Raw genomic sequence first — 17,566 nt, 5'->3', positions numbered from 1 at the left:
CCCTTGCCACCGTAGGTCAAACATAGCCGCGAAAGCTGATTCCTAATCCGGTGAAGCAGGCGCGGCGTTAAGGACGGCTCCAACCCGGCGCGCGCATGCTCAGGCTCCCTCAACTCGATGGGAGACCATCATGGGATCTGCAAACACTGCAACCTGCCGCGCGCCCTGGAACAAGGGCAAGATCGTCGGCCAGAAGGCCCCTTTCAAGCTCAAGGACATTTGGGCGCTGCGGGTGCGGCTGCAACTGGAGGGCCGAGTGCGCGAGCTGGCTCTCTTCAACTTGGGCCTGGACAGCAAGCTGCGCGGCTGCGATCTTGTCAGCCTGAAGGTCAGGGACGTCTGCCACGGGGAGCAGGTTGCACCACGGGCGACGGTGATGCAGCACAAGACCCAGCGTCCGGTGCAGTTTGAGCTCACGCCCGGGACCCGAGAGGCTGTGCATGCGTGGATCCAGCGCACCGGCCTGCGATCGGACGACTTCCTGTTCCCGAGCCGAATGCACGGCTCGCCGCACCTCGGCACCCGGCAGTACGCCCGAATTCTGGGTGGCTGGGTCAGACAGCTTGGACTAGATCCTGCCGACTATGGAACGCACTCGATGCGACGGACGAAGGCGACGCTGATCTAGCGGCGGACGAGGAACCTCCGCGCGGTGCAGTTGCTGCTCGGCCACTCCAAGCTTGAGTCGACCGTCAGATACCTGGGCATCGAGGTGGATGATGCCCTGGAGATCTCGGAGCAGACAGAAATCTGAGCGAGCGTCGATTGAGCAGCGCAGATCAGTCCGCCTTGCTGCGGCGGTGAGGCGGATCAATGCGCTGTCGGATGGCTCGATTGCGGCGCACAGTAGACATTCAGCGGGCCGCGCCGACTGACAGCAACCAGTCTCAAGCTGACCGGATCTGTGAACGGAAAGGCTTGCCTGATTGGCAGCCCAAGGAATCTGACCAGCAGCGGCAACGCTGCGCATGAGCAAATCGACGATCCGGGATCGCGCAGCAGTAACTTTCATTAGCTTCCAGTCGCAAAAGAGAGGTTACTGATCTAGTTACTGCACAATGCCTCGGAAGCACCCGGACCAATGCGGAAGCAAGGACAATAAAAAAAGCCCTAAGTAGTTGATTTACTTAGGGCTTTCGAACTTAAGCGGAGAACCGCAGAAGTAGTGTTGGTGGCTCTTCACGGACTCGAACCGCGGACCTGTGGATTATGATTCCATCGCTCTAACCGACTGAGCTAAAGAGCCGTCAGTGCTGATTTGCACCGAGCCCAAAATTATAGCCCAGGCTGAGGGCCCAGTTCAACTACCCGCGGGCAACTTGCCCAATTCTTCGGAAACGAGCCGCACGATCAGCTTGTCCAGCGTCTGCACCGAGTAGTTGCCGACGTCATGCACGGTCTGCGTTCCCGGGCCGCTCGCCGGGTTCGTCGCTTCCTTGTAGGTCAGGAACACGAAGCGCCCGCCGGTGTATTGCGCGATCTGGCGCTGGATGTATTCGCCCTGCTTGTCGAGCCCCGATGCGCCCACGCTCAACACCTTGATGCCCTTGCCCAGCGCGGCGACCATGTCGTCGTCGTATTGCGGGCCGCCGTAGTCGAGGTGCGGCGGGGCGTCGGCCAGCAGCACCACGAGGCGCGTGGTGCCGTTGCCGCGCCAGCTCATCTTGTGGATGGTTTCGTTCAGGGCCTCGTTCATCGCCTCGGGGTAGTCGCCGCCGCCTGCAGCACGCAGCGCATCGAGCACGCCCTGGAAGGCGTTGAGGTCGTTGGTGAAGTCGTGGCGGCGCACGAGAAATTCGTCGGTACGGTCGCGGTACGCCACCAGGCCGAAACAGGTGTCGGGGCGGCTCGGCAGCCTGGCGACCTGGTCGGCGATGGTGCGCAGCGTGGTCTTGAGCTTCGCGATCTCGTCGTCCATCGAGCCGGTGGCGTCGATCAGGAAGACCAGGTCGAGCCTGGCGCGCGCGGGGGCAGCGCCGGGCTTGCCGTCGAGCACGACGTCGACGGCGTTCTTCTGGCCGCGCTGCAGGAAGGCGGTGCTCTGGCGGCCGTTCTTGCGCACGGTCACTTCGTACACCGGGCTCTGCGCCTTGTCGAAGGCGTTCGGATGCAGCCAGGCGCGCCCGCCCGCGTCGGTGCGGGCCCACATGGCAGCGCCGTTCGCGGCCTGCACCGCCACTTCGGCATCGGGCACGACCGCACCGCGGGCGTCGCGCACCTGGAGGAGGTAGCGCGCGCTGATGTCGCGCTCGCGGTGGACGACCTGCGTGCGGCCGCGGAAGGCCAGGTATTCGCTGAAGTCGGCGTTGTCGTCGACCATGCCGGCGGTGACGGGTTCGTTGGCGGGGCGCGGGGCCTGGGCTGGTGGCTGAAGGCCGCCGCTTATGCGCGGCGCTGCGGGCGCGGCTGGCGCAGCAGCTTCAGCGATGGCGCTGGCAAGGGGCTCGGCGGCGGGTGCCGGCATTGATTTCGCGGCCGAGACCGACGGCGAGCCGGGCCGGCGCAGGCTGTAGTCCTTCATCGCGTCGGTGTCCGCAAGCTCGCGCCGGTCGCGTGCGACGCGCGCCATGCCCGGTGTCTCGTAGGTCTGGACTGGCCTTGCGCAGTGCGTGGCTGACGGCGCCTCGAAGTTCGGCACCGTCTGCGCCACCTGCAGGCGGCTGTCGGGTGCGGGCGTGGGCCAGCGCGTGGCGCCGGCAACGGCAGGGGGCTCGGTGGCGCCGCAGGCGGTCAGGAGCAGTTGAGCGCACAGCAGTACGACGAGCGGGCGGCGAAACCTGGGAACGAAAGCTTGGGTCATGGAAGCACTCCGGGTGGTTGAGTGCAGGCTGATACGGCCGACCACCGCCAGCGGGGTTGAGCTCGCCGACTTTCTTTGCCGCCCCGAACCCCGGTGCGGTCCGCCGCCCGTACAAGCTGGGGTGAAAATCCTTCGATGTCCGCGCTTCCCCGCGCCCCTTCCGCCAAGAACGCCCCCGAGCGCCAGGCCATGCCCGACGACCAGTTGATGCTGGCCTACGCGCAGGGTGACGCCGCCGCGTTCGACGTGCTCTACGCGCGCCACGAAGGCGGACTGTTCCGCTTCGTCAAGCGGCTGCTGGGCGCGCGGCTCGTGGCGCAGGCCGACGAGGTATTCCAGGACACCTGGGTGCGGATCATCTCGGCGCGCGACAGCTTCTCGCCGCAGGGCGCGACGTGGCGCACCTGGGCCTTCACCATCGCGCACAACCTGGCGATGGACCGGCTGCGCGTGAGCGGGCGCGAAGTGACGCTCGATGCGCACCCGGACGATGACGGCGAACCCGTGCCCATGCTCGACCGCGGCGTGCGCGGTGCGGTCGATGCGGCGGCGCACCCGTCGGCCGAAGAGCTGGCGTTCTGGCGTGCCGCGGGCCGTCGCCTGCTGGCTTGCCTCGACGAACTGCCGGTCGATCAACGCGCCGCGTTCCTGCTGCACCATGAAGACGGCCTGACCGTCGAGGCGCTGGCCGCGAGCCTGGAGATCGGTTTCGAGACCGTGCGCAGCCGCCTGCGCTATGGCTTGCAAAAACTGCGCGGCTGCATGGAGCGCTATCTGTCGGTGCTGGAGCAACGGGCATGAGCGGCAATGACACCGGGTTCGACGACAACAACGGCGATCTGCGCGACCCCGCGCTGCGCCGCGCGCTGGACCATGCGCCCGACAGTGATGCCAGGCCCGATCCGCGCACGCGCGACGCGATCCTGAAGATGGCGCACAACCTTGCCGAGGCGCCGGTGACAGCGAGCCCTGCCGCCAACAGCGCGAGCGCCGCGCCGTGGTGGCGCCGCCTCTTCGGCGGTGGCGGCGAGCCGCGTGCGCGCATGCCGTGGAACGCGGCTTTCGCGACGGTGCTGGTGGCTGGTTTCGCGGCGGTGCTGTGGCATCGCGAGCCTGTGCCCGATGCGCGACTCGATGGTGAAGCCCGCGTGGGCGGGGCGACTGCGCAAGCGCCGGCGCCGGTGGCGCCGCCTGCAACGGCTCCGGCGCAAGCGTCCGCGGAGGCCGCGCCTCCAGCCGAAGCGCCGGCAGCCGCCGCCGCGCCGCCACCAGTCGTTGCGCAAGCCCCCGCAGCGCCTGCCGCGGAGCAACGCGCCAAGACCCCGGCCCCGCGCGATTCTTCTTCCCCGAAAAAGGCCGCCGATGCGGCGAGCGCAGATGCTCTCCAGCGTGCTGCGCCGAAGCCATCTCTCAAGCAGGCGGCTCCTGCGCCCGTCGCGCCCGCCGAGCCGGTCACACCTTCGACACCGCCTGCCATCGTGGCCGAGCAATCCGCACCCGCACCCGTCTTGCGCGATGAACGCCGCGAAGCCCGCGTGGAAAACGAACGGCGAAGCGCTTATGCAGCAGGAGCGCCCGCGCCGGCAGCGCCACCGCCACCAGCCGCCGCACCCGCGAACCAGGACAGCGCCAGCGCCGAACTTTCCGGCGGACTGAGTTCGACCGCGCCGGGCGCTGCCGCCAAGGCCATGACAAGGCCTCGGAGCGCAGCGGCGTCCTTCTCGGCGCTGGAGCGATGGACGTCCTTCAACTTCACGCGTTCAGGCGCCAGCGTGCGCCACGAGCGCGGCGATATCGAAGGCCTGCCGGCGCTCGTGAGCACCGTGGCGCGTTCGGCCACGTCGCCCGATGAACCGCTCGCCGCACCGGTTGAGGCGCGGCTCGAGCTGTACCGGGGCAATGCGCTGGTCGCCGTGCTGGAAATCGCCGGCGGCCAGGTGCGCTGGACATCGCAGCCCGGCGGCGCGGCTCTCGTCGGCACGCCACCAGCGCAGGCGCTCGATGCGCTGCGCTCGCTGCTTACGCGCTGATCAGATCAGGCGTTCTTGAAATCCGGCGCGCGCTTGTTGAGGAAGGCGTCCATGCCTTCCTTCTGGTCGACGGTGGCGAACAGCGCGTGGAACAGCCGGCGCTCGAACATCACGCCGTCGCTCAGGCCGCTTTCGAAGGCGCGGTTGACCGATTCCTTCGCCGCCATCACCGAGATCTGCGAGTAGCTGCAGATGATCAGCGCCGCGCCCAGCGCCTCGTCGGCGAGCTTTTCGAAAGGCACCACGCGGCTCACGAGGCCGGCGCGCTCGGCTTCGGCGGCGTCCATCATGCGGGCCGTGAGCACCATGTCCATGGCCTTGCTCTTGCCCACTGCGCGTGGCAGGCGCTGCGTGCCCCCGGCGCCGGGGATCACGCCGATCTTGATTTCGGGCTGGCCGAACTTCGCGTTGTCGGCCGCGATGATGAAGTCGCACATCATCGCCAGCTCGCAGCCGCCGCCCAGCGCGAAGCCGGCCACCGCGCCGATCACGGGCTTGCGGATCGAGCGGATGGTTTCCCAGTTGCGCGTGATGTAGTCGCCTTTGTAGGTGTCGATGAAGCTGTACTTGGCCATCGCCGCGATGTCTGCGCCGGCCGCGAAGGCGCGCTCGCTGCCCGTGAGGATGATGCAGCCGATGGCGTCGTCCGCATCGAAGGCCTTCAGGGCCTGGCCCAGCTCGGTCATGAGCGCGTCGTTGAGCGCATTCAGGGCCTTCGGGCGGTTGAGGGTGATGATGCCGACCTTGCCTGCTTCGGTCCGCACTTCGATGTTTTCGTAGCTCATGGTGTCTCCGGGGGAAGGGGAAGAAAAACGCGCTTCACTATACCCAGCATGGCCGGCGCGGGTGGCGGGGCATTGCGAGTTCCCATAGAGTGCCCGCCATGAGTTCCAACTACGCCTACCTGTTCGTCGCCATCGTGGCCGAAGTGATCGCCACCAGTTTCCTCAAGGGGTCCGAGGGCTTCACCCGGCTGTGGCCCACGCTGGCCTCGGTGGTGGGCTATGTGATTGCGTTCTTCTTTCTCTCGCTCACGCTGCGCACCATCCCCACGGGCATCGCCTATGCGATCTGGTCCGGCGTGGGCATCGTGCTGATCTCGCTGGTGGGCTGGCTGTGGTTCGGACAGAAGCTCGACGGGCCGGCCATTGCGGGGCTCGCGCTGATCATCGCGGGCGTGGCGGTGGTGAACGTGTTTTCGAAGTCGGTTTCCCACTGAGCGACCCTGCTCGGCACATGTGGCTTTCAGTTGAGAACTATTCTCATCTAGAATGCCCGCCATGGAGTTCCCGATGCAAGAACATGCCGTGTTGCTGCGGGCCTATGCCCGCGTGCAGGAGCGCTGCTCGCGCCTGCTGGTCGAGCAGGCCGCGCTCGTCGAAAGGCTCGAAGCGCAGATCGTGCGTTTGCGCGGCGCCTTGGTGGCGCGCGACTCGGCCATTGCCATCGTGAGAGAGGAGCTGGCCGCGCGCGCCGCCGCGGGCGGGGCGCTGCCCAAGCGGCTGAATGCGCTGCTGTCACCGGGCAGCCGGCGGCATTTGCGACCGCCCCGGCTGGAAGCACCCGCCGATCTGCGCGAGAAGGCCGTGCTGTGCGTCGGCCATGAAGACGAGGCGCCTTCGCTCGCGCGCCAGCTGGTCGAGATTGCCGGCGGCCGCTACCTGCACCACGACGGCGGAGACGATGCGGACGATCCTGCGCTCGAAGCCAGCCTGCGCGCGGCCGATCTCGTGATCTGCCAGACCGGCTGCGTGAGCCATGGTGCCTACTGGCGCGTGCAAGACCACTGCCGACGCACCGGCAAGCCCTGCGTACTGGTCGGTGAACCGCAGCCGATGCTCTTCGTGCGGCAGCCGGCAGCGGCGGAAAACGCCTAGCCGGCCAACCAGCCCGCCACCTTCGTGGCGTCGTGCGAGAACAGGCGCCAGGTGGTCACTCCGACAGGCAACACCAGCGGCAGCCTGATCAGCTTGCGGTCGCGCGCCACGATGGCCGTGCACTTCGTCGCATCGCCCAGGTACAGCGCCAGGTCGTCGAGCTTGGCCATGCGCCAGGCCTGCGCAGCCTGCTGCTGGCCCTTCTTGCCGGCAGCAGGCAACTCGATGCCGATCCACTCGTCGTTTGCGGAGAAGCCGGCCTTCTCGGCCGCCCCGCCCCGCAACACCACCTTCACCTGAACGCTGCCGCTGGCCTCGGCCACGCGCAGGCCCAACGCCTGCGCCTGCTGCGACGGGTCCTCCAGCGTGGCAACGCCGTGCGCGCGCAGCAATTGCGCGAGCGGAAGCTCCTCGGTCGAATGCACCCAGCGCGCCAACTCCGCCGTGTACGAGCGGCCGCTCACGGCCTCGAGCGCCGCTGCAATGTCGGCCTCGCTGATCGGCCCACCACTGCTGTGCGTCCACAGGTGGCGCATTACGTCGTCGAGCGAGCCCTTGCCTTCATGGCGCAGCGTGAGGTCGAAGCAAAGCGCCACCAGCGCGCCCTTGGTGTAGTAGCTCACCGTGCTGTTGGGCGTCTGCTCGTCCTGGCGGTAGTACTTGACCCAGGCGTCGAAGCTCGCGTCGGCCACCGGCTGCACCAGTCGGCCCGGCGTCTGCATGACCTGGTTGATGGTCTTGTTCAGCAGGCGCAGGTAGGCTGCGTCGTCGATGCGACCGGCGCGGCGCAGCAGCAGGTCGTCGTAGTAGCTGGTGAAGCCTTCGAAGAACCACAGCAGCTGCGTGTAGTTCTCCTGGCTGTAGTCGTAGCGCGCAAACTCGGCCGGCCGCATGCGCTTGACGTTCCAGGTGTGGAAGTACTCGTGGCTGATGAGGCCCATCAGCGTGGTGTAGCCGTCGGGCTGCTTCTTCTTTTCGCCGCGCTGCGGAAGGTCGCGGCGGTTGCAGATCAGCGCGGTCGAATGGCGGTGTTCGAGTCCGCCATAACCGTCGTCGACGGCGTTGAGCATGAACACGTAGCGGTCGATCGGCGGCTTCGGTCCGCCGCGCTTGCCGACCTTGTCGCCGTGCCAGAAGCGCATCTCGGCTTCGCAGATCGCCTTTGTGTCGGCGATCAACCTCTCGCCATCGAAAGATGCAGCGGCACCGGCAATCACGAAGCGGTGCGGCACGCCGCAGGCTTCGAATTCGGCACTCCAGAAGGTACCCAGCTCGACCGGGCTGTCGGCCAGCTCGTCGTAGCCTGATGCGTGGTAGTTGCCGAAGCCATGCTTGTCGGCCTTCAGCGGCACGAGGGCGGTGGCGCACGACCAGCGCGCGGCGTCGTCGGCCAGCTTGGGTGCGACGATCTCCAGCGCATGCGGCGCCTCGGTCTGGCCTTCTACGCGCAGGCAAACGCTGGTGCCGTTGAAGAAGCCGCGCTCGGCATCGAGCCAGGCGGTGCGCACCGAGTTGTCGTACGCGCAGACCTGGTAGTGCAGTACCAGCGGCTGGCCGGGCGTGCATTCGACGAGCCAGCTGCATTTGTCGAGCTGCATCAGCGCCGGCTTGCGGCGGCCCTGCGTGGCGCGCAGGCCCTGCAGGTTCTTGGCGAATTCGCGGACCAGGTAGCTACCGGGAATCCACACCGGCAGCGACACGTGCTGCTGCGCGGCGGGCGCGTCGATGGTGAGCGTGACACTGAATAGATGCGCGTGCAGGTCCGCGCATTCGACGCGATAGCGCACGCCCGCCACGGGTGCGGCGACAGCGGCGGCGCGCCGCGAAACGGTCTTCGTCGCCATCAGCTGGACGAAGCGGCGAGTTGCTTCTCGACCTGCTCTGCGGGAATGGCGCCGGGCGTGCGGGTACCGTCGCTGAAGATCAGCGTGGGCGTGCCTGTGATGTTGTACTTGCGGCCGAACTCGACGTTGCGCTGCAGCGCGGTCACGTCGCAGCCGTTAGGCGCGGTGGTGGGACGGGTGCTCGACTCCATCCAGTCGCCCCAGGCCTTGCCCTTGTCCTTGCTGCACCAGATGTCGCGCGACTTGATGTTCGAATCGGGGCCGAGCACCGGGTACAGGAACAGGTACACGGTGACGTTGTCGACCGTCTTCATGTCCTTCTCGAAGCGCTTGCAGTAGCCGCAGTTCGGGTCTTCGAACACCGCGAGCTTGCGCTTGCCGTTGCCGCGCACGATCTTGATCGAGTCCTTCAGCGGCAACTGGTCGAAGGCGACCGCGCTGAGTTTTTCCACGCGCTCTTCGGTCAGGTTCTTGCGCGACTTCACGTCGATCAGGTTGCCCTGGATGAGGTAGTTGCCCTGCTCGTCGGTGTAGAAGATCTGCGAGCCGTTCACGCGCACTTCGTAGACACCCGGAATCGGCGACTTCGACACTTCGTCGATGGCCGGGAACTGCGGAATGCGTGCGGGCAGGTTCTTGCGGATCTCGGCTTCGCCGGCTGTGGCGGCCACGACCGCGCCCAGCGTGCAGGCGGCGAGTAGGAGGTTGCGTACGAGTGTCATCGGGAGATCCGTTGGTTCGGTTCTAAAAGAGGGGCGGGGTGTCAGGCCTTCAGGCCCATGGCCTGCGCCGTGATCCAGCGCTTGACGAGGCGCGTGCGGTCGAAGCCGCGCATGCCCCAGTTGCGCAATGCAGGAAGCGGACCCAGGTTGTGCGCAAAGAGTTGCTGCAGCCCGTCGGTCGCCAGGCTCATCTGCAGTACGTCGGCGCGGCGGGCGCGTTCGTAGCGGCGCAGCAGGCGCGCATCGCCCACGCTACGCCAGTAGTCGCGGTTCTTGATCACGTCGGCCAGCGCGGCCGCATCGGCCAGGCCCAGGTTCAGGCCCTGGCCCGCGAGTGGGTGCACCGTGTGGGCCGCATCGCCCGCCAGTGCCCAGGAGCGAGTCGGCTGCCCGGGCATGGCGCCGGTCCAGCGGTCGGCGATGGCGCGGGCCAGCGGCCAGGCGCCGCGCTCGCTCGTGAGCTTGAGCGCGCCGAGCGCGTTGTGGCTGGCTTCGGTGATGGCGGCGTTGAATTCGTCGTTGCCCTGCGCGAGCAGTTCTGGCGCGCGCAACTGATCGACCGACCACACCAGCGCGACCGTCTTGCCGTGCGCGCCGCCGAGCGGCAGCAGCGCGAGCACTTCGCCCTTGTCGTTGAACCACTGGCGCGCGATGCCGTCGTGCGACTGCTCGGCCTCCAGGCGCGCCGCGATCGCATGCTGCGGATAGCGCGTGACCTCGTAGCTCACGCCGAGGGCTTCTCGCGTGGTGCTGGCCTTGCCTTCGCACACGACGGTGAGCGGAGCGGTCACCGGCTCGGTCACCACTTCGATCAGGGGCTGGAAGCGCACCGCGTCGGCCAGTTGCTGTTCGAGCGCGGGCACGTCGACGATCCAGGCCAGCGCGTCGACCTTCTGGCGCGCGGCGCTGAACTGCACCCGCCCGCCTTCGTCGCCATGCACGAGCATCTCGCGCACGGCCGTGGCATGGGCCCCATCGGGCCAGGCGCGCAGCGATTCGAGCAGCGTGCGGGAGGCGGTGTTGAGCGCGTAGGCGCGGATGTCTTCCTTGCCCTGCGTGGCCGGCGGCACCACCAACGCGACGCGCACACGCTCGCGCGCGAGCAGCAGGGCCAGCGTACGGCCGACGATGCCGGCGCCGCGAATGCAAACTTCTGGGGGGAGGGCCATGAATCGATTGTAGGAGTTGCCCGCCAGCCCGCGCCCGGCGCCTTTCCCCCGGGGTGCCAAGGTCTTCCGGCTGCCGCGATGCGGGACAATTGCGGCCGAATTCCAAGGAACCCCCACCGTGTCCCAGCCCGCTTTCGACCTCGAAGCCACCATCGCGCGCCTGTTCGTCTATCCGGTCAAGTCCTGCGCCGGGGTCGAGCTTCCCGAAATGCTGCTGACCGAGACCGGCCTGGAGTTCGACCGGGCCTGGATGGTGGTCGACGCCCAGGGCGAATTCGTCTCCCAGCGGCAGCTGCCGCGCATGGCGCTGATCAAGCCGCAGATGAAGCACATGGAAGTGGTGCTGCGCGCCCCCGGCATGCTGGCGCTGCACCTGGCCTTCGACCGGGTCGAGGAGCCGGTGCGGGTGCGCGTGTGGAAGGACGACGTGGCCGCCTACGACATGGGCGACATCGCCGCGCAGTGGTTCAGCGACTTCCTCTCCGAGCCCGGCAAGCCGCAGACCCTGCGCCTCGTGCGTTTCGACCCCGAGCACAAGCGCCTGTCGAGCATGAAGTGGACCGACGGCGTCGAAGCGCAGACCCAGTTCGCCGACGGCTACGCGCTGCTGGTGGCGAGCGAGGGCTCGCTGGCCGAACTCAACGAACGCCTCGCGGCTCAGGGCCACGGTGCAGTGGGCATCGAGCGCTTCCGCCCCAACATCGTGCTGGCGGGTATCGAGTCGCACGACGAAGACCGGGTCGACGCCCTGCACATCACGACCGGCGAAGGCGAGGCCGAGCTGCGCCCCGTCAAGCCCTGCACGCGCTGCCCGATTCCCGACATCGATCCGGCCACGGCCCTCAGCAGCCCCGAGGTCGGCGACACGCTGCGCACCTACCGCGCCGACGCGCGGGTGGATGGCGGCATCACCTTCGGCATGAACTGCATCGTGATCCAGGGCGTGGAGCACATGCTCAAGGTCGGGCAGGCGGTGGGCGCGAACTACAAGTTCGAATGACCGGCGCCAGGCCGGCGCTTCAGAACTTCACTCCGGCGATCAGGATGATGTTCGCGTAGGGCGTGCACTCGCCCGTGCGCACGACGGCGCGCGCCTTTGCCGTGCGGCGCTTGAATTCTTCGTGCGACACCGTCTGCGGCGCGATCCCCAGCGACTGCGGATACCAGCCCGGCAGCTTCTTCGCATCGCCCAGCGCCTCGTCGGCCACCACGATGCTTTCCACCTGCATTTCCGACAGCACGGCCTGCAGCACGTCGGTGAGCTGCGGCACGCCGCGCGCCACGGCGAGGTCGATGCGGCGCGGGCCGTCGGGAATCGGCAGGCCGGCGTCGCCGAGCACGAGCATGTCGCCATGGCCCAGCGAGGCGATCACATGGGACAGTTCGGCATGCAGCAGGGGGGAGCGTTTCACAGCTTGATCCAGTCGGGAGGCAGGGGGCTGCGCAGCACGGCGTCGCGCTGCGGAATGGAAGGTTGGGCGCCGGGCTGCTGGATGCACAGCGCGGCAGCGCGGATGCCCAGGCGCACGGCTTCGTCGAAGGGCTGGCCTTCGCCCAGCGCGACCGCGAGCGCGCCCAGGAAGGTGTCGCCGGCGGCCGTGGTGTCGACCGCCTGCACCTGCGGCGCGGGATGGTGACGCGCGCCGTCGGCATCGACTGCCACGGCGCCGCGCGCGCCGAGCGTGACGACCACGCGCTCGATGCCCTTGGCGCGCAGGGCCTGGCCGGCCTGGGCGGCTTCCTGTGGACTGTCTGCGGACTGGCCGCACAGCGTCTGCGCCTCGATTTCATTGACGACCAGCGTGTCGATCTGCGGCCACAGCGGTTCGGCAATCGCCTGCACCGGCGAGGGGTTGAGCAGCACCTTGCAGCCCGCACCATGCGCCACCGCAATGGCGCGCGCGACCTGGTCCATCGGTGTCTCGAACTGCGTCACGAGGAAGGCCGCGCCCTGCACCTGCTGTTTCAGCGCAGCCTCGTCGATCTCGACCCGGGCGTTGGCGCCGGGAATCATCACGATGCGGTTCTGGCCGCTGTCCTCCACGAGGATCAGCGCCGTGCCGGTCGGCTCGCCCGCCACGGTGCGCAGCGCGGCGGTGTCGATGCCGTCGCGCTCCAATGCCTGGCGCAGCGACTGGCCGTGCGCGTCGTCGCCGACGCAGCCGATCATTTGCACCTGAGCGCCTTCGCGCGCGCAGCTCACCGCCTGGTTGGCGCCCTTGCCGCCGGGAATGTTGGCAATCGAATGGCCCAGCAGGGTTTCGCCCGCGGCCGGCGCGTGCGGCACACGCAGCACCAGGTCCATGTTGAGGCTGCCGAGCACCACGATGCGCGGCGCCTGGATGGAACTGGTGGAAGAAGAAGGCTTCAGGCTCACGGGGTGCGGGACTTTCGGGTTTCCGTTGAAGGCGTTTCGGTCGCGACGGGTGCGGCGGGCTCGCGGAAGCTCGCGTGCCGCGCGGTCGAGGCGCGCACTCGCAGCTCGGGCTGCAGTACCACCTTGCGCGCGTCGCGCCGCTTGCCGCCGACGCGTTCGAGCAGCATGTCGACCGCCAGCGCGCCGATGCGCTCCTTGGGCTGCGCCACGGTGGTGAGCGGGGGGCTTGTGTAGGCCGAGAGTTCGATGTCGTCGAAGCCGACGATCGAGAGTTCGTCGGGCACCCGCACGCCGCTTTCATGCGCGGCACGCAGCGCGCCGATGGCCATCAGGTCGTTGCAGACGAACACGGCCGAGGGCTTGCGCTCGGTGCGAAGAATGGCGTGCATTGCCTCGTAGCCGCCCTGGCTCGTGAAGCCGCCGCGCCACAGCAGCGCCTCGGCATTCGCGATGTCGGGTGTTGCGCCGGTCTCGGCCAGCGCCATGCGCCAGCCCTCGATGCGCTGCTCGCTGGGCATCACGCCCACCGGCCCGCCGATGCAGGCAATGCGCTTGTGGCCCAGCGACAGCAGGTGCCGCACCGCGAGCAGGCCGCCCTGCATGTGCGCGGTTTCCACCAGGTCGCAGGCCGGGTCGGCGATCTCGCGGTCGACCAGCACCGTGGGCATGCGCAGGCCGCGCAGCTGCTTCATGAGGGAGTCGTCGTCACCCGCGCCGGTCGACACCACGATCAGCCCGTCGATGCGGCGCTCGGCCAGCACCTGCAGGTAGACGCTCTGGCGGTGGGGTTCGTCGTCGGTGTTGCACAGCACCAGCGTGTAGCCGGCGCCGAAGCAGCGGTCTTCCACGATGCGCACGATCTCGGCGAAGTAGGGGTTCGAGCTGTTGGGAATCAGCATGCCCAGCGTCGAGGTGGTGTTGCTCTTCAGGCTGCGCGCCATCGCGTTGGGCACGTAGCCCAGCTCGCGGATGGCGAGCTCCACGCGCTCGCGCACCTTGGCGCTCACGTGGCGGGTATCGTTGACCACGTGCGACACGGTGGTGACGGACACATCCGCCTTGAGTGCGACGTCCTTGATGGTGGCCATGGCTTTTCCTGTTCCTGGTGGGGCGGGATGCTGTCGTCAGGCCAGACGGCGGTCGGCGCGGCGCTGGCGGAGGGTGTCGATGATCACCGCCACCACGATCACGGCGCCGGTGATGATGCGTTTGCTCGGCTCGCTCGCGCCAACCTGCGCAAGGCCGGCTTCGAGCACCGCGATGATCAGCACGCCGAAGAAGGTGTTGATCACCGAGCCGCGCCCGCCCATGAGGCTGGTGCCGCCGATGACCACGGCAGCGATCACCTGCAGCTCGATGCCGACGCCGGCATTGGGGTCGGCCGCTTCGAGGCGCGCCGATTGCATCAGCCCCGCGAGGCCGGCCAGCAGGCCGGTCACGGCGAACACGATGATGCGGATGGGGCGCGGGTCGATGCCCGCCAGGCGCATGGCTTCTTCATTTGTGCCGATGCCCACCACGTGGCGGCCGAACACCGTGCGCGTGAGCACCATCTGCCCGATGACCACCAGCACCACCGCCAGCACGAAGGCGGCCGAGATGCCGCCGATCCACGGCGCGGCCAGGCCCGAGATGGCGTCGCCCACGTACTGCGTGCGCGAATCGGTCACGAGGTAGGCGCCGCCGCGCACTGCTTCGAGCATGCCCAGCGAGACGATGAAGCTCGGCAGCCGCCATGCGACCGACACCGCGCCCGTGACCGTGCCGCAGATGAGCCCGGTAACGAGGCCGAGCACCGCGGCCACAGGCACCGAGAGCTTCCATTCGAGGATGGCCGCCGCCGTGACGGCCGCGCTCAGCGCCAGCACCGAGCCGACGGACAGGTCGATGCCCGCGATGATCAGCACGAAGGTCATGCCGACCGCCATCACGGCCAGCGCGGGAATTTCATTCGCGATGGAGACGAAGGTCTCGCGCGTCAGGAAGTATTCGCTCAGCGAACCGAAGAGCGCGACCATGCCCACGAGCACGACCGTCAGGCCCAGGTAGGTGCCGAGCTGGCCTTTGAGTGCGGAGGGCGAGGCCGGCGGGTTTTGTTTGGTGGAGGCTTCGGCGTTCATTGTGTGTCGGCGGTGACCGGGGTCGAATCGGAAACGGGAGATACCGTCGGCGGGCTGGCGGCGCGTCCTGTCGCGTCGCTGAATGCTGCGGCCAGCAGCGATTGTTCGGTCCACTCGCCGCGCTCGAACACCGCGACCAACCGGCCGGCGCTCATCACGCCGATGCGGTCGCACATGGCCATCAGTTCGCGCAGGTCGCTCGACACCATCAGCAGCGCCTTGCCGGCGTCGGTCATGCGGTCGAGTTCGGCGTACAGGTCGGCGCGCGCGCCCACGTCCACGCCGCGCGTGGGTTCGTCGAGCAGCAGCACCTTGCATTCGCGGTGCAGCCAGCGCGCGAACACCACCTTCTGCTGGTTGCCGCCGCTGAGCGTGGCAACCGGTTGTTCGATGCTGCGCGAACGGATGCGCAGCAGTTCCACCAGCTTCTGCGCAATGCTGCGCTCCTTGGCGCGCTGCAGCCAGCCGGCGTGCGAGATAGCGCCAAGATCGCTCAGCGTGGCGTTGACGCGGATCGATTGCGTCAGCAGCAGGCCCTGCGACTTGCGGTCTTCGGTGACGAGGCCGATGCCCGCGCGGATGGCCTGCATCGGCGAGCGCCAGCCCTTGCGCGCGTGCTGCGTGGGCTGGCCGTTTTCATAAAGGGTGATCTCGCCGCGGTCGGCGCGGTCGGCGCCGAACAGCAGCCGTACCAGTTCGGTCCGGCCCGAGCCGACCAGGCCGGCCAGGCCCATGACTTCGCCCGCGCGCAGGTCGATGTCGACGTCGCGCACGACCTGCGCCCGGCCGATGCCGCGCGCGCTCAGCAACACGGGGCCGGCCACGCGGCGGTCGCGGCCCTCGTGCTCGTGCACCGCACGGCCGACCATGCGCTGCACCAGTTCGGATTCGCGCACGCCGGCCATGGCGCGCACGTCCACCAGCCGGCCGTCGCGCAGCACCGCCACGCGGTCGGCGATGCGCTGCAGTTCCTCGAGGCGGTGCGACACGTACACGATGGCCACGCCGCGCGCCTTCAACAGTTCGATCTGCTCGAACAGGTGCGAGGTTTCGCGCGGCGTGAGCATGGCGGTGGGCTCGTCGAGCACCAGCACGCGCGTGTCGTCCTGCAGGTTGCGCGCGATCTCCACCATCTGCTGCTGGCCGATGCCCAGCCGCGCCACGGGCGTGGCCGGGTCGATGTTTTCCATGCCGATCTTGGCGAGCTGGCGCGCGGCCAGCTCGTGCAGCTTGCTGCGGCGGATCCAGCCGGTCTTGTTGGGCAGCCGGTCGAGTAGCAGGTTCTCGGCCACCGACAGCGTGGTGACGAGGCCGAGTTCCTGCATGACCATGCGCACGCCCAGCCGCTCGGCGTCGCGGCGCGAGCCAGGCGCAAAGGGCTTGCCGTCGAGCAGCATCTGGCCGCGCGTGGGCTGCACCAGGCCGCAGACGATCTTCGACAGGGTGCTCTTGCCGGCGCCGTTCTCGCCCGTGAGGGCCAGCACTTCGCCGGCGTTGAGCACGAGCGAGACGTCGTCCAGCACCGGCGCCGCATAGTCCTTGCCCATGGCGCTCAGCGAGAGCACGGGCATGGCCGTTGTGAGATTCATGGCGGCGGATGCTGTCAACGTCTGTACTTTCTCTTGCTGCGTGCTTACTTCGAGTCTTTGGTGACCAGCACCACGTCGGTCTTCACTTCGGCGGGCATCTCCGACTGCTTCTTCTTGTCGGCGATGGCCTTCAGCGCGGTCTCGATGCCGAACACGGCCTGCTTGGCGGCGAACTGGTCGGCCGTGGCGAGCACGCGGCCGTCCTTCAGCATCGGCTTGATGGCGCCGATGTTGTCGTAGCCCACCACCAGCACCTTGCCGGTCTTGCCCGCGGCCTTGACCGCAGCCACGGCGCCCAGCGCCATGCTGTCGTTGCCGGCGAGCAGGGCCTTCAGGTCGGGGTGCTCGCGCATCATGCCGGCGGCCACGGTGTTGCCCTTGTCGATTTCCCACTGGCCGGACTGCACGCCCACCACCGTCACGCCGGCGGCCTTCATGGCGTCTTGATAGCCCAGCGTGCGCTGCTGCGCATTGAAGGTGGTCGACACGCCTTCGATGATGCCGACCTTGTCGCCCGCCTTCAGCTCCTTGGCGAGCGCGTCGCCCACCAGCTTGGCTCCGGCGCGGTTGTCGGGGCCCACGAACGGCACCAGGATGCCCTTTTCCTTCAGTGCGGCACCGTCGAGCTGGTTGTCGATGTTGACCACCAGGATGCCCTTGTCGATGGCCGCCTTGATCACCGGCACCAGCGCCTTCGAATCGGCCGGAGCGATGACCAGCGCGTTGATCTTCTGCGCCACCATCTGCTCGACCATCTTGATCTGGGCGGAGGTGTCGGTCTCGTCCTTGATGCCGTTGGCCACCAGCGTGTATTCGGCGGCATGGGCCTTCTGGTGCGCCTTGGCGCCGTCTTCCATGGTGCGGAAGAACTCGTTGGCCAGCGACTTCATGACCAGCGCGACCTTGGGCTTGTCCTGGGCGAGGGCGGGTGTTCCGGCCATGGCGCCCAGCAGCGTGAGTGCGGCGGCGCTTTGCAGGGTACGGCGGGTGAACTTCATGGTGAATGTCTCCTGAGGTGGTTGATCAGAACGGTGCGCC

Annotated in this window: 16 protein-coding genes, 1 tRNA gene and 1 pseudogene; 6 read left to right on the top strand and 12 right to left on the bottom strand. The window is 68.1% G+C overall.

What is annotated here, in order from left to right; genetic code table 11:
- The first annotated feature begins 130 nt into the window (after window positions 1-130).
- A pseudogene (locus ACN9MV_RS28225) lies at window positions 131-754 on the top strand (tyrosine-type recombinase/integrase).
- 415 nt (window positions 755-1,169) lie between these two features.
- Here ACN9MV_RS28225 and ACN9MV_RS28220 read toward each other — a convergent pair.
- Together ACN9MV_RS28220 and ACN9MV_RS28215 are read right to left on the bottom strand one after the other, a co-directional pair.
- Window positions 1,170-1,246 (bottom strand) — tRNA-Met (locus ACN9MV_RS28220).
- A 54-nt stretch (window positions 1,247-1,300) separates the two neighbouring features.
- The gene (locus ACN9MV_RS28215) at window positions 1,301-2,800 is read right to left on the bottom strand and encodes a VWA domain-containing protein (RefSeq protein ID WP_426390448.1); all 1,500 of its coding nucleotides are present in this window, start codon (window positions 2,798-2,800) and stop codon (window positions 1,301-1,303) included.
- A gap of 135 nt (window positions 2,801-2,935) precedes the next feature.
- Here ACN9MV_RS28215 and ACN9MV_RS28210 point away from each other — a divergent pair, with 135 nt between their 5' ends.
- Window positions 2,936-3,601, top strand: a complete 666-nt coding sequence (locus ACN9MV_RS28210; RefSeq protein WP_426390447.1) for a sigma-70 family RNA polymerase sigma factor — start codon at window positions 2,936-2,938, stop codon at window positions 3,599-3,601.
- Entirely contained in the window at window positions 3,598-4,830 is a 1,233-nt protein-coding gene (locus tag ACN9MV_RS28205; protein WP_426390446.1) for a hypothetical protein, read from the top strand. The genes ACN9MV_RS28210 and ACN9MV_RS28205 overlap by 4 nt, the downstream gene beginning before the upstream one ends.
- 5 nt (window positions 4,831-4,835) lie before the next feature.
- Here the strand turns inward: ACN9MV_RS28205 and ACN9MV_RS28200 are convergent, their stop codons facing one another.
- Window positions 4,836-5,615, bottom strand: coding sequence for an enoyl-CoA hydratase (locus ACN9MV_RS28200; protein ID WP_426390445.1), 780 nt, complete (start codon window positions 5,613-5,615; stop codon window positions 4,836-4,838).
- A 98-nt stretch (window positions 5,616-5,713) separates the two neighbouring features.
- Here ACN9MV_RS28200 and ACN9MV_RS28195 point away from each other — a divergent pair, with 98 nt between their 5' ends.
- Both ACN9MV_RS28195 and ACN9MV_RS28190 read left to right on the top strand, forming a co-directional pair.
- Window positions 5,714-6,049, top strand: a complete 336-nt coding sequence (locus ACN9MV_RS28195) for an SMR family transporter (protein ID WP_426390444.1) — start codon at window positions 5,714-5,716, stop codon at window positions 6,047-6,049.
- A gap of 73 nt (window positions 6,050-6,122) precedes the next feature.
- Entirely contained in the window at window positions 6,123-6,707 is a 585-nt protein-coding gene (locus ACN9MV_RS28190; protein WP_426390443.1) for a DUF2325 domain-containing protein, read from the top strand.
- Here ACN9MV_RS28190 and ACN9MV_RS28185 read toward each other — a convergent pair.
- Genes ACN9MV_RS28185 through ACN9MV_RS28175 form a run of 3 tightly spaced genes read right to left on the bottom strand, consistent with a single transcriptional unit; the run spans window position 6,704 to window position 10,442 of the window.
- Window positions 6,704-8,551: a M61 family metallopeptidase gene (locus tag ACN9MV_RS28185; protein ID WP_426390442.1), complete on the bottom strand. Its 1,848-nt coding sequence runs from the start codon at window positions 8,549-8,551 to the stop codon at window positions 6,704-6,706. The two genes, ACN9MV_RS28190 and ACN9MV_RS28185, sit on opposite strands and share 4 nt — an antisense overlap.
- Entirely contained in the window at window positions 8,551-9,273 is a 723-nt protein-coding gene (locus ACN9MV_RS28180; RefSeq protein ID WP_093078462.1) for a DsbC family protein, read from the bottom strand. The genes ACN9MV_RS28185 and ACN9MV_RS28180 overlap by 1 nt, the downstream gene beginning before the upstream one ends.
- Window positions 9,274-9,314: 41 nt before the next feature.
- Window positions 9,315-10,442 carry an FAD-dependent monooxygenase gene (locus ACN9MV_RS28175; protein WP_426390441.1) on the bottom strand — a complete coding sequence of 376 codons (1,128 nt, stop codon included), beginning with the start codon at window positions 10,440-10,442 and terminating at the stop codon, window positions 9,315-9,317.
- Window positions 10,443-10,560: 118 nt separating this feature from the next.
- On the opposite strand from ACN9MV_RS28175, the gene ACN9MV_RS28170 reads away from it, so the two are divergent.
- Window positions 10,561-11,442 (top strand): MOSC domain-containing protein, encoded by an 882-nt coding sequence (locus ACN9MV_RS28170; RefSeq protein WP_426390440.1) that lies wholly within the window; start codon window positions 10,561-10,563, stop codon window positions 11,440-11,442.
- 19 nt (window positions 11,443-11,461) lie between these two features.
- On the opposite strand, the gene rbsD is transcribed toward ACN9MV_RS28170, so the two are convergent.
- From rbsD to ACN9MV_RS28140, 6 genes are read right to left on the bottom strand one after another with little or no spacing between them, the layout of a single operon-like run.
- On the bottom strand, window positions 11,462-11,854 hold the full coding sequence (rbsD, locus tag ACN9MV_RS28165) for a D-ribose pyranase (RefSeq protein ID WP_307615869.1): 393 nt from the start codon (window positions 11,852-11,854) through the stop codon (window positions 11,462-11,464).
- Window positions 11,851-12,819: a ribokinase gene (gene rbsK, locus ACN9MV_RS28160; RefSeq protein WP_426390439.1), complete on the bottom strand. Its 969-nt coding sequence runs from the start codon at window positions 12,817-12,819 to the stop codon at window positions 11,851-11,853. The genes rbsD and rbsK overlap by 4 nt, the downstream gene beginning before the upstream one ends.
- The gene (locus ACN9MV_RS28155; protein ID WP_093056646.1) at window positions 12,816-13,907 is read right to left on the bottom strand and encodes a LacI family DNA-binding transcriptional regulator; all 1,092 of its coding nucleotides are present in this window, start codon (window positions 13,905-13,907) and stop codon (window positions 12,816-12,818) included. Before ACN9MV_RS28155 ends, rbsK begins: the two co-directional genes overlap by 4 nt.
- 36 nt (window positions 13,908-13,943) lie before the next feature.
- Complete coding sequence (locus ACN9MV_RS28150) at window positions 13,944-14,939, bottom strand: ABC transporter permease (RefSeq protein WP_093177402.1); 996 nt, start codon at window positions 14,937-14,939, stop codon at window positions 13,944-13,946.
- Window positions 14,936-16,528 (bottom strand): sugar ABC transporter ATP-binding protein, encoded by a 1,593-nt coding sequence (locus ACN9MV_RS28145; RefSeq protein WP_307615866.1) that lies wholly within the window; start codon window positions 16,526-16,528, stop codon window positions 14,936-14,938. Before ACN9MV_RS28145 ends, ACN9MV_RS28150 begins: the two co-directional genes overlap by 4 nt.
- Before the next feature lie 44 nt (window positions 16,529-16,572).
- The gene (locus tag ACN9MV_RS28140; RefSeq protein WP_093056643.1) at window positions 16,573-17,526 is read right to left on the bottom strand and encodes a sugar ABC transporter substrate-binding protein; all 954 of its coding nucleotides are present in this window, start codon (window positions 17,524-17,526) and stop codon (window positions 16,573-16,575) included.
- Window positions 17,527-17,566: the final 40 nt, after the last annotated feature.

It is taken from the genome of Variovorax sp. R-27 (assembly GCF_049913215.1).
Lineage (GTDB): Bacteria > Pseudomonadota > Gammaproteobacteria > Burkholderiales > Burkholderiaceae_C > Variovorax.
This window is presented reverse-complemented; position numbering and strand designations above follow the sequence as displayed.

Bases quoted from the DNA above. Each gene is read 5' to 3' on its own strand.
- ACN9MV_RS28215 (WP_426390448.1), bottom strand. From the start codon at position 2,800: ATGACCCAAGCTTTCGTTCCCAGGTTTCGCCGCCCGCTCGTCGTACTG.
- ACN9MV_RS28210 (WP_426390447.1), top strand. From the start codon at position 2,936: ATGTCCGCGCTTCCCCGCGCCCCTTCCGCCAAGAACGCCCCCGAGCGC.
- ACN9MV_RS28205 (WP_426390446.1), top strand. From the start codon at position 3,598: ATGAGCGGCAATGACACCGGGTTCGACGACAACAACGGCGATCTGCGC.
- ACN9MV_RS28200 (WP_426390445.1), bottom strand. From the start codon at position 5,615: ATGAGCTACGAAAACATCGAAGTGCGGACCGAAGCAGGCAAGGTCGGC.
- ACN9MV_RS28195 (WP_426390444.1), top strand. From the start codon at position 5,714: ATGAGTTCCAACTACGCCTACCTGTTCGTCGCCATCGTGGCCGAAGTG.
- ACN9MV_RS28190 (WP_426390443.1), top strand. From the start codon at position 6,123: ATGCAAGAACATGCCGTGTTGCTGCGGGCCTATGCCCGCGTGCAGGAG.
- ACN9MV_RS28185 (WP_426390442.1), bottom strand. From the start codon at position 8,551: ATGGCGACGAAGACCGTTTCGCGGCGCGCCGCCGCTGTCGCCGCACCC.
- ACN9MV_RS28180 (WP_093078462.1), bottom strand. From the start codon at position 9,273: ATGACACTCGTACGCAACCTCCTACTCGCCGCCTGCACGCTGGGCGCG.
- ACN9MV_RS28175 (WP_426390441.1), bottom strand. From the start codon at position 10,442: ATGGCCCTCCCCCCAGAAGTTTGCATTCGCGGCGCCGGCATCGTCGGC.
- ACN9MV_RS28155 (WP_093056646.1), bottom strand. From the start codon at position 13,907: ATGGCCACCATCAAGGACGTCGCACTCAAGGCGGATGTGTCCGTCACC.
- ACN9MV_RS28150 (WP_093177402.1), bottom strand. From the start codon at position 14,939: ATGAACGCCGAAGCCTCCACCAAACAAAACCCGCCGGCCTCGCCCTCC.
- ACN9MV_RS28145 (WP_307615866.1), bottom strand. From the start codon at position 16,528: ATGAATCTCACAACGGCCATGCCCGTGCTCTCGCTGAGCGCCATGGGC.
- ACN9MV_RS28140 (WP_093056643.1), bottom strand. From the start codon at position 17,526: ATGAAGTTCACCCGCCGTACCCTGCAAAGCGCCGCCGCACTCACGCTG.